This window comes from Kribbella sp. NBC_00889 (genome assembly GCF_045207705.1).
In the GTDB taxonomy this organism is placed as follows: Bacteria; Actinomycetota; Actinomycetes; order Propionibacteriales; family Kribbellaceae; genus Kribbella.
This window is the reverse complement of the sequence record NZ_CP108783.1, coordinates 6,200,683-6,214,230: the sequence shown is the minus strand read 5'-3', so window position 1 is coordinate 6,214,230 and position 13,548 is coordinate 6,200,683. Positions and strand designations below refer to the sequence as shown.

General features: G+C 69.4%; 16 protein-coding genes. 10 read left to right on the top strand and 6 right to left on the bottom strand.

Going from position 1 to position 13,548, the window contains the following annotated elements; all coding sequences use genetic code 11:
* Positions 1-37 precede the first annotated feature (37 nt).
* Together OG817_RS30340 and OG817_RS30335 are read right to left on the bottom strand one after the other, a co-directional pair.
* Complete coding sequence (locus OG817_RS30340) at positions 38-1,000, bottom strand: carbohydrate ABC transporter permease (RefSeq protein ID WP_396391819.1); 963 nt, start codon at positions 998-1,000, stop codon at positions 38-40.
* Between the two features lie 12 nt (positions 1,001-1,012).
* On the bottom strand, positions 1,013-2,353 hold the full coding sequence (locus OG817_RS30335) for an ABC transporter substrate-binding protein (protein ID WP_406047994.1): 1,341 nt from the start codon (positions 2,351-2,353) through the stop codon (positions 1,013-1,015).
* Positions 2,354-2,502: 149 nt separating this feature from the next.
* On the opposite strand from OG817_RS30335, the gene OG817_RS30330 reads away from it, so the two are divergent.
* Both OG817_RS30330 and OG817_RS30325 read left to right on the top strand, forming a co-directional pair.
* The gene (locus tag OG817_RS30330; protein ID WP_406047992.1) at positions 2,503-3,456 is read left to right on the top strand and encodes a sugar-binding transcriptional regulator; all 954 of its coding nucleotides are present in this window, start codon (positions 2,503-2,505) and stop codon (positions 3,454-3,456) included.
* Between the two features lie 4 nt (positions 3,457-3,460).
* Positions 3,461-4,249, top strand: coding sequence for a phosphotransferase enzyme family protein (locus tag OG817_RS30325; protein WP_406047991.1), 789 nt, complete (start codon positions 3,461-3,463; stop codon positions 4,247-4,249).
* On the opposite strand, the gene OG817_RS30320 is transcribed toward OG817_RS30325, so the two are convergent.
* Together OG817_RS30320 and OG817_RS30315 are read right to left on the bottom strand one after the other, a co-directional pair.
* Positions 4,238-5,509 carry a sensor histidine kinase gene (locus OG817_RS30320; RefSeq protein WP_406047989.1) on the bottom strand — a complete coding sequence of 424 codons (1,272 nt, stop codon included), beginning with the start codon at positions 5,507-5,509 and terminating at the stop codon, positions 4,238-4,240. The two genes, OG817_RS30325 and OG817_RS30320, sit on opposite strands and share 12 nt — an antisense overlap.
* On the bottom strand, positions 5,506-6,198 hold the full coding sequence (locus OG817_RS30315) for a response regulator transcription factor (protein WP_360438700.1): 693 nt from the start codon (positions 6,196-6,198) through the stop codon (positions 5,506-5,508). The genes OG817_RS30320 and OG817_RS30315 overlap by 4 nt, the downstream gene beginning before the upstream one ends.
* Positions 6,199-6,322: 124 nt before the next feature.
* On the opposite strand from OG817_RS30315, the gene OG817_RS30310 reads away from it, so the two are divergent.
* From OG817_RS30310 to OG817_RS30285, 6 genes are all read left to right on the top strand, one after another.
* A complete protein-coding gene (locus OG817_RS30310) occupies positions 6,323-6,583 on the top strand; it encodes a hypothetical protein (protein ID WP_406047987.1) in 261 nt (86 codons plus the stop codon).
* Positions 6,580-7,566 (top strand): AAA family ATPase, encoded by a 987-nt coding sequence (locus OG817_RS30305; protein WP_406047985.1) that lies wholly within the window; start codon positions 6,580-6,582, stop codon positions 7,564-7,566. Before OG817_RS30310 ends, OG817_RS30305 begins: the two co-directional genes overlap by 4 nt.
* On the top strand, positions 7,563-8,504 hold the full coding sequence (locus OG817_RS30300) for a DUF58 domain-containing protein (protein WP_406047983.1): 942 nt from the start codon (positions 7,563-7,565) through the stop codon (positions 8,502-8,504). The genes OG817_RS30305 and OG817_RS30300 overlap by 4 nt, the downstream gene beginning before the upstream one ends.
* Entirely contained in the window at positions 8,501-9,439 is a 939-nt protein-coding gene (locus OG817_RS30295; RefSeq protein WP_406047982.1) for a VWA domain-containing protein, read from the top strand. Before OG817_RS30300 ends, OG817_RS30295 begins: the two co-directional genes overlap by 4 nt.
* 234 nt (positions 9,440-9,673) lie before the next feature.
* Complete coding sequence (locus OG817_RS30290; RefSeq protein WP_393393139.1) at positions 9,674-10,378, top strand: S1C family serine protease; 705 nt, start codon at positions 9,674-9,676, stop codon at positions 10,376-10,378.
* A gap of 117 nt (positions 10,379-10,495) precedes the next feature.
* Positions 10,496-11,008 (top strand): YkvA family protein, encoded by a 513-nt coding sequence (locus tag OG817_RS30285; RefSeq protein WP_406047980.1) that lies wholly within the window; start codon positions 10,496-10,498, stop codon positions 11,006-11,008.
* A 1-nt stretch (position 11,009) separates the two neighbouring features.
* On the opposite strand, the gene OG817_RS30280 is transcribed toward OG817_RS30285, so the two are convergent.
* Both OG817_RS30280 and OG817_RS30275 read right to left on the bottom strand, forming a co-directional pair.
* The gene (locus OG817_RS30280) at positions 11,010-11,273 is read right to left on the bottom strand and encodes a hypothetical protein (RefSeq protein ID WP_396391833.1); all 264 of its coding nucleotides are present in this window, start codon (positions 11,271-11,273) and stop codon (positions 11,010-11,012) included.
* Entirely contained in the window at positions 11,270-12,007 is a 738-nt protein-coding gene (locus OG817_RS30275) for a sulfite exporter TauE/SafE family protein (protein WP_396392041.1), read from the bottom strand. The genes OG817_RS30280 and OG817_RS30275 overlap by 4 nt, the downstream gene beginning before the upstream one ends.
* Before the next feature lie 88 nt (positions 12,008-12,095).
* Here OG817_RS30275 and OG817_RS30270 point away from each other — a divergent pair, with 88 nt between their 5' ends.
* Together OG817_RS30270 and OG817_RS30265 are read left to right on the top strand one after the other, a co-directional pair.
* A complete protein-coding gene (locus tag OG817_RS30270; protein WP_406047978.1) occupies positions 12,096-12,977 on the top strand; it encodes a LysR family transcriptional regulator in 882 nt (293 codons plus the stop codon).
* Between the two features lie 76 nt (positions 12,978-13,053).
* Entirely contained in the window at positions 13,054-13,542 is a 489-nt protein-coding gene (locus OG817_RS30265; RefSeq protein WP_406047977.1) for a hypothetical protein, read from the top strand.
* Positions 13,543-13,548 lie beyond the last annotated feature (6 nt).

The window sequence follows — 13,548 nt, the reverse complement described above, 5'->3', positions numbered from 1 at the left end:
ACCACGCTGTGCTTGATTGTGAACTCGCTCCGCTCCTTCATCGACCCGTCTCCTCTCGGAACAGCGTGGACACCGACCGCAGCGCGAGGGTCGCGATGATGATCGTGCCGATCACCACGATCACGCCCGCGGCCGAGGCCCGGCCGTAGTCGTGGGCGGTGTAGAAGGTCTGGTAGATCGTGTACGGCAGGTTCGCCGTCCCGAGGCCGCCCGACGTGATGGTGAAGACGGCGTCGAAGTTCTGCACGACGTAGATCGAGCCGAGCAGCGCGGACAGTTCCAGGTACTGCCGCAGGTGCGGCAGCGTCATGTACCGGAAGATCTCCCACTGGTTCGCGCCGTCGATGCCGGCTGCCTCGATCACGTCGAGCGGGCGGCTCTGCAGACCGGCCAGCAGGATCAGCATCATGAACGGTGTCCATTGCCAGACCAACGCGAAGATGATCGACCACAGCGGCTGGTTGCTGATCCAGTCCGGCTGCGGTGCGTTGTCACCGAAGATCCACTTCAGCACGCCGTTGAACAGACCGTACGTCGGGTTGTAGAGCGCGTGCTTCCACAGCAGGGCGGCCGCGACCGGTACGACCAGGAACGGCGTGATCATCATCGTACGGACCGCACCCCGGCCGCGGAACTTCCGGTCCAGCAGCAGCGCGATCAGCAGCCCGAGGACCAGGCTGAGCAGGACGACGCCGGCCGTGAGCATGACCGTCACCCAGATCGCGTGCCGCGTGTTCGCGTCGGTGAGCACCCGGCGGAAGTTGTCGATGCCGGCGAACCCGCGCTCGTCGGGGTAGTAGGCGTTCCAGTCCATGAAGGAGACGATGATCGTGACCACGAACGGCAGCTGGGTCACGATGATCATGAACACCAGCGCCGGCATCAGCGGTGCACGCCGGGCCCAGTCGCCGGCCCTGCGCATCATCGTGCCCTCGGACCCGGGCGGCGCAGCCTTCCGGCTGGGCTGGGTCTTGGTGTCAGGCTTCGCATCCACAGACATGGCAGCCATCCCTCACTTCGCAGCGCGGGAGCGATACCGCTCCGCGACGTCGTCGGCGAGCTCCTGCCCGCGTTTCAGCGCTTCGTCCACACTCATCCGCCCGGCGATCGCCGAGCTCACGTCCTGGCTGACCTGCGTGCCGAGGTCCGGGAACTCCGGGATGTCGACGAACTGGATCCCGATCGCCGGCCGCGGCTGGGTGCCCGGGTTGCGCGGGTCGGCGGTCTCGATCGCTTCCTTGGTCGGCGTCGCGAACGCCGCGGCCTCCTTCAGATACAACGGGTTGTCGTACGTCGAGGCCCGCTTGCCGGCCGGGACGCGGGACCAGCCGAGGTTCTCGCCGACCAGCGTCTCGTAGTCCTTGCCGGAGGCCCAGGAGATGAACTTCCAGGCGTTGTCCTTCTTCTTGCTGGCTTCCTGGATGCTCCACGACCACGCGTAGAGCCAGCCGGAGCTGTCGGTCTTCACGACCGGTGCCGGCACGTAGCCGATCTTGCCCTTCACCGGCGAGTTCGGCGCTTCCAGCGAGCCGGCCGCGGAGGTCGCGTCGTACCACATCGCGACGTTGCCCTGGATCAGGTTGTTCAGGCACTCGGTGAAGCCGGCCTGCGGTGCGCCGAGTTCACCGTGCGCGCGGACCAGGTCGACGTAGAACTTGGTCGCCTCGGTGAACTCCGGTGAGTTCACCTGCGCCTGCCAGTCCTGGGTGAACCAGGTGCCGCCGAAGGTGTTCACCACGGTCGTGAGCGGGGCGAAGATCTGGCCCCAGCCCGGCTGGCCGCGCAGGCAGATGCCGCGCATCCCCGGCTGGGCGTTGTCGACCTTGGCCGCGATGTCGGCGACCTCCTGCCAGGTCGGCTTGGCCGGCATCGTGACGCCCTTGGCGGCCAGCACGTCCTTGCGGTACATCAGGAACGACGACTCCCCGTAGAACGGTTCGCCGTACACCTTGCCGTCGTCGGCCGACAGCGACAGTGTCATCGGCTTCAGTACGTCGTCCTGGTCGAAGGACGGGTCGCTGGCGATGTAGTCCGACAGCGGCGCGATCCACTTGCTCTTGGCGTAGATCGGGATCTCGAAGTTGCTGAGCGACGCCACGTCGTACTGACCGGCCTGGCTGGAGAACTCCTGGCTGATCTTGTCCCGGACGTCGTTCTCCGGCAGCACGGTGAAGTTCACCTTGATGCCGGTTTCCTTGGTGAAGTTGTCGGCGGTGAGTTGCTGCAGGTCGACCATCTGCGGGTTGTTCACCATCAGCACGTTGATGCTGTCGGTCCCGCCGCCACCGGCGCCGCCGCCCCAGCCGGCGCAGCCGCTGACCGCACCCAGCAGGAGTGCGACCCCGACAGTCATAAGCCTTCGTCCGGGCACGAGCCGCTCCTTCGATCCGCTCATTTGAGCACGCGTCCGCTCACACCACGAGTGAACCGGGAACATCCTTGACCTGTCAAGAGTCTGTGCGACACTGTGCGCAGGAGTGCTCATATGAGCGGGGAGGCCTTATGGAGCCCATCACGGGCGGTCCGGCACAGCTCGTGCTGACGGCGTCGATCGCGCGGCGGTACTACGTCGACGGCCGGTCCAAGGTGGAGATCGCCGACGAGTTCCGGCTGAGCCGCTTCAAGGTGGCGCGGCTGCTCGACCAGGCGCGCAGCAGCGGGCTGGTGCGGATCGAGATCAGCCATCCGGGCGCCATAGACCTCGATCTGTCCGCGCGCCTGCAGGAGTCCCTCGGGCTGCGCCGCGCGATCGTGGTGGACACTCCTGAGGAGGACCCGGCCGCGCTGCGGCTCCAGCTCGGGAAGGCTGCCGCGGACCTGCTGTCCGAGATCGTTACCGCGGACGACGTGCTGGGGCTCGCGTGGGCCCGGGCGGTCACCGCGATGACCGAGCAGCTGACCTCACTCGCTCCCGTGCCCGTCGTCCAGCTGACCGGTGCGCTGACCCGTCCGGATGTCGAGGCGAACTCGGTGGAGCTGGTGCGGCACACCGCTCGTTTGTCCGGCGGAGCGGCGTACCTCTTCTATGCACCGCTGGTCGTGCCGGATGCCGCGACCGCGCGGGCTTTGCGGCAGCAGCCGGAGGTCGCGGAGGCGATCAGCCACTTCGACTCGGTCACCAAGGCCGTGGTCGGGCTCGGGTCCTGGGCAGCCGACCAGTCCACGCTGTACGACGCGATGGACGAGAAGGCGTGTGATCAGTTGCTCCGGCGCGGCGTGGTCGCGGACATCTCCGGGGTGTTCGTCGACGCGGACGGCGAAGCGGTGCAGAGCCGGGTGACCGACCGGGTGATCGCGATCAACGCCGAGCAGATGGACGCGATCGACGAGGTGATCGCGATCCCGTACGGGCTGGCCAAGGTCGGCGCGGTGCGCGCCGCGGTCCGCAGCGGGCTGGTGAACGGCCTGGTGACACACAGTCCACTTGCGAGGGCCCTGCTGGACGAGACAACCTGACCTGATGGTCGAGGTCGAGACCCCGCTGCTCGGTGGTACCGCCAACCGCGGACTGGTGGTGCGTGTCAGCGACACCGTACGCCGCCCGCTGCGCGGAAACAGCGAGGCGATCCATGCCCTGCTCCAGCACCTGGACGACGTCGGGTTCGAGGGTGCGCCGACGATCCTCGGGATCGACGGGCAGGGGCGTGAGGTGTTGTCGTACCTGCCCGGTGAGACGGTGACGCCGCCGTACCCGGCCTGGTCGATGACGGATGCCGCACTGGACAGTGTCGCCGCGTTGCTGCGTGAGTATCACCAGGCGGTCGCAGGCTTCCGGCCTGACGGCTTCAGCTGGTCCGAGCCGGTGCCCCCGGCGTACGTCGAGGACATCGTCAGCCACAACGACCCGAACCTGGACAACATCGTGTTCCGGGACGGGGTCGCGGTCGCGCTGATCGATTTCGACCTCGCCGGTCCTGGCTCGGCGCTGTGGGACGTGGCTACCGCGATCCGGTTGTGGGGGCCGCTGCGGCCGGCCGCCGACATCCACGACGCCCGCCGCGGCCGCACGTTCGCCCGTTTCCGCCGGTTCGCCGACAGCTACGGCCTGTCCGAGGCCGACCGGCTGCGACTGGTCGAGGCGGCCGCCGACAATCACGTCTGGTGTATGGACTACGTCCGCCGAGGCGCCGAAACCGGTCACCCCTGGTTCCACCAACGCTGGACCACCGGCGAAGCCGCGCTCACCCAGCGCACCAACCACTGGTTCACCGCTCACGCGGACGCGCTGCACCAGGCTCTACTGGCCTGAGCCCGGGCGGGGACCGAGAGGGTCGTCGTCGGGTGGAGTGGGGGTACGGCGGGTGCTGTTGGTCAGGGAGCGTTCGGGGAGCCAGATGATGAACGTGCTGCCGACGCCGAGCTCGGAGTGGAGGGCAACCGTGCCGCCGTGGGACTCGGCGATCTGGCGGACGATGGCCAGGCCAAGGCCGGCTCGGCGTTGCCCGGTCGAGGGGATGGTCGCCGGCGGCTGCCGCTGGCCGCCGCGGAAGAAGCGGTCGAAGACGCGATCAGCATCGTCCGCCGCGATCCCTGGACCCTCGTCGCGCACCGCGATCCAGGCCCAGCCGTTGCGGCTGCCCACCGCGAGCACGAGTTCGCTTCCACCGCGCGCCAGCCGGACCGCGTTCGAGAGCAGGTTGTCGACCGCACGCCGCAGCGCCGACGCGTCCCCGGCGGCGGTCGGCCCGGGGGACAACCGGCGTACGACGTGAAGCTCGCGATCGGCCGCGAGCAGTTCGTACTCCTCAGCCGCCTCGCCCGCGATCGCGGCGAGATCGACGTCCGCGTCGACGAACGCCGGCGAGGACCGGCGAGCCGAGGCGAGCAGATCCTCGACCAGCCGCGTCATCCGCTGGATCGCCCGGCTCACGATCGCGGTCGCCTGGGCCCGGTCCTCCGGCGGGGTGTCGTCGTGCGCGAGAACCGCGTCCACGTTCGCCTGGATCACCGCGAGCGGATTGCGCAGCTCGTGCGACGCGTCGTCGACCAGTTGCCGCTGCGCGACGAACGCCGACTCCAGCCGGCCGAGCATGTCGTCGACGGTGTCGGACAGGTTCCGCAGCTCGTCGTGCGGTCCGCCCAGCGCGATCCGGCGGGACAGGTCGGTTGCCGAGATCTCCTGCGCGGTCGCGGTGATCCGCCGTACCGGCCGCAGCGCCCGGCCGGACAGCCACCAGCCGGTACCGAGGCTGACCAGGAACAGCACGCCCATGCCGGCGGCCGAGTAGTTCCGCAACGTCTGCAGGGTCTGGTAGTTCACCGCCGACTCGACGCTGGAGATCTCGGCGGCCTGGATCACCTGGCCCTGCTTGAGCTTGAGGTTGCCCTCGGCATCTTTGTAGACCTTGTTGACCTGGATCTGGTCCAGCGGCTTGGGGTCCAGGAGCTGCGACAGGGTCAGGTAGACGCCGCCGAGCAGCAATGCGGAGAGCGCGATCAGTACGGCGGAGTACGTCAGCGTCAGCCGGAAGCGGATCGTCTGGGCCCAGAGCGGGCGGGGGATCTTCATGCGTCACCTCGAAGCCGGTAGCCCCGGCCGATCACCGTTTCCAGCACGGGCTCCTCGCCGTCCTGGGTGAGCTTGCGGCGCAGCGTTCCGACCGTCACCCGGACGCTCTGGGTGAACGGGTCCGCGTTCTCGTCCCAGACGTGCTCGAGCAGTTCCTCGGCCGACACCACATGCCCGGGCCGCGACATCAGATACCGCAGTACGCCGAACTCCTTCAGCGTCAGCGGGAGTTCGCGGCCGGACCGGGTGGCGAGGTGGCGGGAGGAGTCCAGCACCAGGTCACCGACGTGCAGCTGCGTGCTGCCGTTGGTGACGTCGCGGCGCAGCAGCGCACGGATCCGGGCGAGCAACTCGACCAGTGCGAACGGCTTGGTCAGGTAGTCGTCCGCGCCTTCGTCCAGCCCGCGGACCCGGTCCGCCAGCGAGGCGCGCGCGGTCAGCATCAGCACTCGCAGTTCGCGGCCGGACGCCACCTCGATGTCACCCCGGCGTACGGCGCGGCACAGGTCGAGGCCGCTGGTGTCCGGCAGCGTGATGTCCAGGATCGCCAGGTCGTATGCCGTGGTCGCGAGCTTCTCGGTCGCCTCGGCACCGGTCAGCGCCGTGTCGACGGCATAGCCGGCCCGGCCGAGTCCGGAGCGCAGCGCGCTGACCAGGCCTTCCTCGTCCTCCACCACCAGTAGTCGCACGCAACCAAGGTAGCCGGATGACCCGCATCCTCCGGCCTGCTCTTTCGGCGGACTTTCGCTCTGCTTTCCTGCCGTTTTCGCACTCCTTTGATGGTCTGGAGGCCAATCGAGCGAAGGAGTTTCCATGAACATCCCTGCCAAACGGCTCATCCTCGGTACGGCGGTCGCCGTGGCGGCACTCGGCGTCGGGGGGATCGCGTACGCGGCCGGCAACGACCCGGCACCTCAGCAGGGGTATGTGACCGTCGAGGACGGCGCCACCACCCCGTCGCCGCAGCAGAACGGGACGCAGGAGGACTGCCCGGAGAAGAACGGCGGCGGTCAGGGCCAGAACCAGCCGTCCCAGCCGTCGCAGCCTGAGCAGAACCCGGCCGGGAACGCATGACCGCGGCCAATCTCGAGCACGCGCTGTTCGAAGTGAAGAAGGTGGTCGTCGGGCAGGACCACCTGGTCGAACGGATGCTGGTCGGGCTGCTGGCCCGTGGGCACTGCCTGCTGGAAGGTGTGCCGGGCGTCGCGAAGACGCTCGCCGTACGGACGCTGGCGGAGGTGATCGGCGGCCGGTTCGCCCGGCTGCAGTTCACCCCGGACCTGGTGCCCGGCGACATCACGGGCACGCGGATCTGGCGGCCGTCGACCGAGGCATTCGACACCGAGCTCGGCCCGGTGTTCGCCAACCTGGTGCTCGCCGACGAGATCAACCGCGCGCCGGCCAAGGTGCAGTCCGCCTTGCTGGAAGCGATGGCCGAGCAGCAGGTCAGCATCGGCGGCACCAGCTACCGGCTGCCCGAACCGTTCCTTGTCCTCGCGACCCAGAACCCGATCGAGTCCGACGGTGTCTACGCACTGCCCGAGGCGCAGCGGGACCGGTTCCTGCTGAAGATCACAGTGGACTATCCGAGCCCGCTCGAGGAGCTCACCATCCTGCAGCGGATGAGCGCGCACCGGCCGCACGCCAACGCGGTGCTCAGCCCGGAGCAGGTCGCCCAGTTGCAGGAGGCAACGGAAGACGTCTTCGTCCACAATGCCGTGGCGGAGTACGTCGTACGCCTGGTGCATGCGACTCGGGCACCCCAGCAGTACGGGATCCACGACCTGAGCGGCGTACTGGAGTTCGGGGCGAGCCCTCGGGCCACGCTCGGTCTGGTCGCGGCGGGCCGGGCATTGGCCTTGTTGCGTGGGCGGGACTACGTCCTGCCGGCCGACGTGTACGACGTGGCGCTCGACGTGATGGCGCATCGGCTGGTGCTCACCTTCGACGCGCTCGCCGACGGAGTCGACCCGCGGGCGGTCGTGTCGCGCATCCTGCACACCATCGAACAGCCGCACGTGGTGCCGGCCGATGACGCGCAGGGGTCGGCGGCATGACCACCGGTCCTGATCTGCTGGCTGGGCGGGAGAGGGCTTTGCGGGCGCTCGAGCTGACGGTGAAGCGGAAGCTGGAAGGGTTCCTGCACGGCGAGATCACCGGCCTGCGCAGCGGTCCCGGCAGCGAGCCGAACGAGGCCAGGCCGTACCAAGCCGGTCAGGACGACGTACGCCGGATGGACTGGAACGTCACCGCGCGTTCACTGGAGCCGCACGTCCGCGCGCCGCTGGCCGAGCGTGAGCTGGAGACCTGGGCACTGCTGGACGCGTCGGCCAGCATGGACTTCGGTACGGCGCTCAGCGAGAAGCGGGATCTCGCCATCGCGATCGTCGGGGCGGTCGGGCTGCTGGCCGACCGTCCCGGCAACCGGCTCGGCGTCCGTGTTGCGGTCGGCAACGAAGTACGCCGGCTTCCCGCAGCGGCCGGTTCGGTCCAGCTCCGTCGATCGTTGCGGTCGCTGCTGTCGTTGCCCAGAGCAACTCCTGGGGAGTTCCCGCGGACCGACCTCGGCCGCGCGATCACCCGGCTGAACCGCGAGCATCCTCGACCTGGGCTGCGCGTGGTCGTGTCCGACTTCCACGACGACGGCTGGGCCGATCCGCTGCGCCGGCTGTCGGCGCGGCACGAGGTGATCGCCGTCGAGGTACTGGATCCGCGGGAGCTCGAACTGCCCGAGGTCGGTCTGCTCACCCTGGTCGATCCCGAGACCGGCCGGCGGCGGGAAGTCCAGACCGGCAGCCGCAAACTCCGCCGGCGGTACGCGGATGCGATGACCGCCCACCGTACCCAGACCACCCAGGCGATCCGGGCCGCCGGTGCCGCACACCTCGTGCTGCGGACCGACACCGACTGGGTCCGTGACGTCGCCGCCTTCGCCACCGCCCGCCGCCGGTCGAGTATCCGGCGGCACCCGACCGGGAGGACCGGTATCCGATGAGATTCGAGCAACCGCTGTGGCTCTGGCTGCTGGTGCTGGTGGCGGCCCTGATCGCCGCCTACCTGATTGCCCAGCGCCGCCGCAGCAAGTACGCCGTCCGGTTCGCGACACTGCCGATGCTGGAGAAGGTCGCGCCTGTGCGGCCTGGTTGGCGCCGGCACGCACCGGCTGCGGCCTTCCTGGCTGCGTTGACCGTGCTGACGATCGCGATCGCGCGTCCGGTGGCCGACGTACGGGTTCCGCGGGAGCGGGCCACTGTGCTGGTCGCGATGGACGTGTCCAACTCGATGGCGGCCACTGATGTCGCGCCCAACCGGTTCGAGGTGGCTAAGCAGGCGGCGGTGCAGTTCGTCCAGGACCTGCCGGAGAAGTTCAACGTCGGGCTGGTGTCGTTTGCGCGGACCGCGACTGTGGTGGCGACGCCGAGCACGAACCACCAGGCGACGGTTGATGCGATCAATGGTCTGGAGTTGAGCGACAGTACGGCGATCGGGGAGGCCGTGCTGACCAGCCTGCAGGCGGTTCGGACGATCGACCAGGATGATCCGCCGCCGAGCCGGATCGTGTTGCTGTCCGATGGTGGGAACACTGCTGGGCGGCCGATCGACGAGGCGGCCGATGCTGCGGCACAGGCCGGCGTACCGGTCTCGACGATCGCGTACGGGACGCCTGAAGGCACTGTGAACCTCGAAGGCCGCGACATCCCGGTTCCTGCCGACACGGAGTCGTTGCAGGGGCTCGCTGATGCGACCAGCGGGTCGTTCTATGCGGCCGAGAGCGACGAGGAGTTGCGCGACGTGTACTCCGACCTCCAGTCGTCGATCGGCTGGACCACCGAACCACGCGAGATCACCAACCTGGTGGCGGGAATCGCCCTGGCCGCGGCCCTCCTGGCCGCCTTGGCGTCCCTCCTCTGGTTCTCGCGCCTCCCCTGAGGAGCCACCATGCCCCCACACCTGGGCCATCCCTTCCGAGGCCCCCACTACTACCCCGGCCCACCACCCTCTGTGACACCCCAACCCACTGCACCTCCCACCTTCCCCGTCACCCCGGTTGCCGCTGCGTCGGCACCCCCCTCTCCGGCGGCGGCACCTCCGACCGGGGTGACGGCCCCTCCTCCTACCGCGAGGTCCGGACGCCGCGCCGGGATCCTGGTTGCCACCGTCGCGATGTCGATCGTGGCGGGCGGGCTCGCCGGCGCCGTGACCGGCTCGCGGGACCCCGACCCGGCGGCAATCGACCTGCCGCAGGCGGCGGCACCGCCCGCGGCTGCGCAGGGGTCGATCTCGGCCGCGGCGGCGAGTGTGTTGCCTGGTGTGGTGTCGGTGCGTGCCGGCCGCGCGACCGGGTCTGGGTTCGCGATCGACCAGGAGGGGCACGTGGTCACCAACGCGCATGTGGTGGAAGGAGCGAGCGATGTATCCCTGGTCCTGTCGAACGGCCGCCGGGTCGACGCCGACGTCATCGGTTCCGACGCGGACAACGACCTCGCCGTACTTCAGGTCTCGGCCGCGGATGCCGAGGGACTGCGCGCGCTCACGCTCGGCCGGTCCGCACAACTACGGGTCGGCGACCCGGTGCTGGCCGTCGGCTCACCGCTCGGCCTGGAAGGAACGGTGACGGCGGGCATCGTCAGCGCGGTCGACCGGCAGGCACGCTTCGGCGACAACGGCAACCGCCAGTCGGCCATCCAGACCGACGCCGCCATCAACCCCGGCAACTCCGGCGGCCCGCTCGTGAACGCCGCCGGCCAGGTGGTCGGCGTCAACACCGCCATCGCCACCCTCGGCGCCAGCCGCTCCGGCAACATCGGCATCGGCTTCGCCATCCCCGTCGACCGCATGACCACGATCGTCGAAGACCTGGTGGACTGAAGACCCGGACCGCCAGGCCATCACGATCGCGCCGACCAGCAGCGTCCAAGCGTGGCGCCACGGCCTTGCCACGGTTGTGATGGCCTGGCGGTCCCCCTCGTCCTCTAGCCTGGGTGGATGGTGTGGTTTGGCGGGCTGCTCGGGTTGATCGGGATCGGGACGCTGGTGTTCCGGGACGCCGATGTGGTCGGCGTGCCCGCGGCCGGGTTCGGGGTCGGTCTGGTGATCGTCGGCGCGGTGGTGGCCGGGCTGGGAGTGGTACGGCGCCGTGCGGTACGACGGCGTCGGGCGGCTCGGGGAGAACCGGAGCCGGTGGGGAACGTGTTCGAGCGGGCGGCTGCGTTGCCGCGGCTGTTGCGGGCGGCGCGGCAGGGGGCGTATCCGGACTTGCCCAAGAGCCGGATGACCTTGTGGGTGCTGGCGTTGGTGTATCTGATCTCGCCGATCGACATCCTTCCCGAGTTGTTGCCGATCATTGGTGTGGCCGACGATGCCGGAGTCGCGGTGTGGCTGCTCACGAGCGTGTCGACAGCGACAGGCCTCTACCTCGGTCGCGAGCGAGACCAGCAGAGGCGAGGAGACCAGCAAAGGCGAGGAGACCAGCTCGGGCGCGAACCCGGGACGAGGTAGCTCAGCCTGAGGAGCGCAGCCAGTCCGCGACATCCGCGGCGGCTTCCTCCGGGTGCTCGTACGCGAACAGCTGGAGAGCGTCGGCTGGAGGGTACGGCGCCGGCTCAGCCAACCGGGACGCGGCCGACAACAGCCGTTGGGCTGCCGCCACCACGAGTTCAGCCTGGTCGCGAGCCTCGGCCGGACTCGTGAGAGTGACCGCCGAGCGGGCCAGGTCGGCCACCTCGCACGCCTGACAGGCCATCGCGAGCTGCGCCCGGTTCACCGGGCCGCCCGCACGAAGAACACCACGGTCATCGCCACCGCGGTCGTGAGAACGAGGGCCTTGAGCAACGATGCGGGCAGTCGCCGGACCAGATGCGCACCGGCGTACCCACCGACGACGGCCCCGATCAGCAGAGCCACAAGGCGAATCGGCTGATCCAGAACGTCGGCGGCGAAGAGGAAGATGACGGTCGCCGTGAGGTAGACGGCCGCTACCTGGATGACGCGCAGCGGGTTTCCGCGTGCCGGGTCGAGTGTCGTGGTGGCGGTCCAGAACGCCAGCATCATCAGCCCGACCGCGCCACCGAAGTACCCGCCATAGATCGACAGCAGGAACTGGCCCGCCAGGATCGCGGCCGGTCCCGGAGCGCCGAGCCGGAGCGCCCGGGTCAGCCGCCGTCCGAACGCGAGCACGATCGTCGCGAACGCGAGCAGCCACGGCACCGCCGCGTCGAACGACTCCGACGGCAACACCAGCAGCAACCCCGCGCCGATCGCCCCACCGGCCACGCTGGCCAGCGTCAGCCCGAGCGTGGACGGTCGCGCGAAGGCCTCCAGCTCCCGCCGGTAGACCCAGGCGCTGGTGGCGTTCCCGGGGAGCAAAGCGACGGTCGTGGTCGCATTCGCGGTGACCGGGGGCATGCCGGTCGCGACCAGTGCGGAGAGTGCGACGAAGCTCCCACCGCCGCCGACGGCATTGAGAGCGCCGGCGGCGACACCGGCCAGGAGGATCATCAGCACCCTTCGAGGATCAGGGCTCGGCGAGCACTCCACAATGCGCGATCCCCGTAGCCAGCCTCAGGCTGAGACGTAGGCTGGGGTCATGCGGTACGACTTGGACGACCTCCGGCTGTTCACCCAGGTTGCGGCGGAAGGCTCGATCACCGGTGGAGCCCGGCTGATGCACCTGAGTCTGCCTTCGGCCAGCGCGCGGGTCAGGGCCCTCGAAGCGCAAGCCGGCGTACCGCTGCTCATCCGCGAGCGCCGCGGCGTCCGGCTCACCCCGGCGGGCGCGACACTCGCCCGGCACGCCCGCGAGGTCCTGGCCGAGACCACCCGCCTGGACAGCGCCGTCGCGTCGTACGCCGTCTCCGGTTCGGCGCCGATCCGCCTGGTCGCCGGTGGTTCCGCGATGCATCAACTCGTCCCCGCCGCGCTCGCCACCTTCCTGCGCGACCATCCGGAGTACGACGTGAACGTCAGCGAACGCCGCACGATCCGCAGCGTGCGCCTGCTGGCCGCCGGTGAGGCCGATCTCGGCGTGATCCTCGACGACGAACCCACCCCGCTCCGGACCGAGCCGCTCGCCGACGACTCGCTCGTGGTGATCGGCCAGGCCGGCGGCGTCCTCTCCGGCCGCGCCTCGATCGCGTACGCCGAAGTTGCCGAACACCCGCTGGTCGGTCTGGACCGCCGCTCGCCGCTGACGCAGTGGATGGACGACCGCCTCGGTCCGCACGCCCCCGCGCCACGCTTTCGCACTCTCGTCCCGACTCTGCACACCCTGATCACCCTCGCCACCGCGGGCGTCGGTCTCGCGATCGTTCCCCGCCGGGCCGTCGATACGAACACGGCCGTCGAGATCTGCCCGCTGCAGGACTCCTGGTCCACCCGCCAGCACCTGCTCTGCTACGCCGCGAACGCACCCGCATCCGCCCACCTCCTGGCCACCCACCTGCACGCGGCCGCTAGCGTGCGGGCATGAAGGAACGCAGTGAGTTCATCATCAAGCACAGCGTCTGTTGTGTCTCATCCGCGCCCGGAGCGAAGCGAGGACGTGGATGAGCATGGATGAGGTTGGCATCCCCCTGCAGGCGTTCAGCGCGCTGCTGCACAGCGACAACATCGCCACGGTGTGCAGAGCCCTGAACATGTACCAGGTGGCCGCCTCCTACACGCGGTTGAGCGGTGGGAATCCGCTCGAGCCGCTCGCCCAAGACGTCCGTCAGGTCGCGCGCAAGGTGCTGTCCGCGCCGCCGATGGAAGCCGATGAGGAACTGCGTGCAGCTTTCGACCACCTGAGTGCGCTCAACGTCCTGACCAGCCTGGCCGAGGCCGAGGACGCGGACCTGATCGCGACGATCCTCGAAGACACCACGGACCCCGACGTCCGCGCGACCGCGTTGCTCGCGGCAGCCGCCGTACCAGCCGACGGGGCGCCCAACCCGCGACTGCTCCAAGTCCTGGAGACCCTGGCGGACAACCAGGCGCTCGACGAGCGCGACCGGGGCAGGGCCAAGCTCGTGCGGGAGAAACTGACGGGTCCGTAGAACAGC

Bases quoted from the DNA above. Each gene is read 5' to 3' on its own strand.
- OG817_RS30300 (WP_406047983.1), top strand. From the start codon at position 7,563: ATGACCACCGGTCCTGATCTGCTGGCTGGGCGGGAGAGGGCTTTGCGG.
- OG817_RS30310 (WP_406047987.1), top strand. From the start codon at position 6,323: ATGAACATCCCTGCCAAACGGCTCATCCTCGGTACGGCGGTCGCCGTG.
- OG817_RS30335 (WP_406047994.1), bottom strand. From the start codon at position 2,353: ATGACTGTCGGGGTCGCACTCCTGCTGGGTGCGGTCAGCGGCTGCGCC.
- OG817_RS30275 (WP_396392041.1), bottom strand. From the start codon at position 12,007: ATGATCCTCCTGGCCGGTGTCGCCGCCGGCGCTCTCAATGCCGTCGGC.
- OG817_RS30305 (WP_406047985.1), top strand. From the start codon at position 6,580: ATGACCGCGGCCAATCTCGAGCACGCGCTGTTCGAAGTGAAGAAGGTG.
- OG817_RS30340 (WP_396391819.1), bottom strand. From the start codon at position 1,000: ATGTCTGTGGATGCGAAGCCTGACACCAAGACCCAGCCCAGCCGGAAG.
- OG817_RS30295 (WP_406047982.1), top strand. From the start codon at position 8,501: ATGAGATTCGAGCAACCGCTGTGGCTCTGGCTGCTGGTGCTGGTGGCG.
- OG817_RS30290 (WP_393393139.1), top strand. From the start codon at position 9,674: ATGTCGATCGTGGCGGGCGGGCTCGCCGGCGCCGTGACCGGCTCGCGG.
- OG817_RS30270 (WP_406047978.1), top strand. From the start codon at position 12,096: ATGCGGTACGACTTGGACGACCTCCGGCTGTTCACCCAGGTTGCGGCG.
- OG817_RS30330 (WP_406047992.1), top strand. From the start codon at position 2,503: ATGGAGCCCATCACGGGCGGTCCGGCACAGCTCGTGCTGACGGCGTCG.
- OG817_RS30320 (WP_406047989.1), bottom strand. From the start codon at position 5,509: ATGAAGATCCCCCGCCCGCTCTGGGCCCAGACGATCCGCTTCCGGCTG.
- OG817_RS30325 (WP_406047991.1), top strand. From the start codon at position 3,461: ATGGTCGAGGTCGAGACCCCGCTGCTCGGTGGTACCGCCAACCGCGGA.
- OG817_RS30265 (WP_406047977.1), top strand. From the start codon at position 13,054: ATGAGCATGGATGAGGTTGGCATCCCCCTGCAGGCGTTCAGCGCGCTG.
- OG817_RS30285 (WP_406047980.1), top strand. From the start codon at position 10,496: ATGGTGTGGTTTGGCGGGCTGCTCGGGTTGATCGGGATCGGGACGCTG.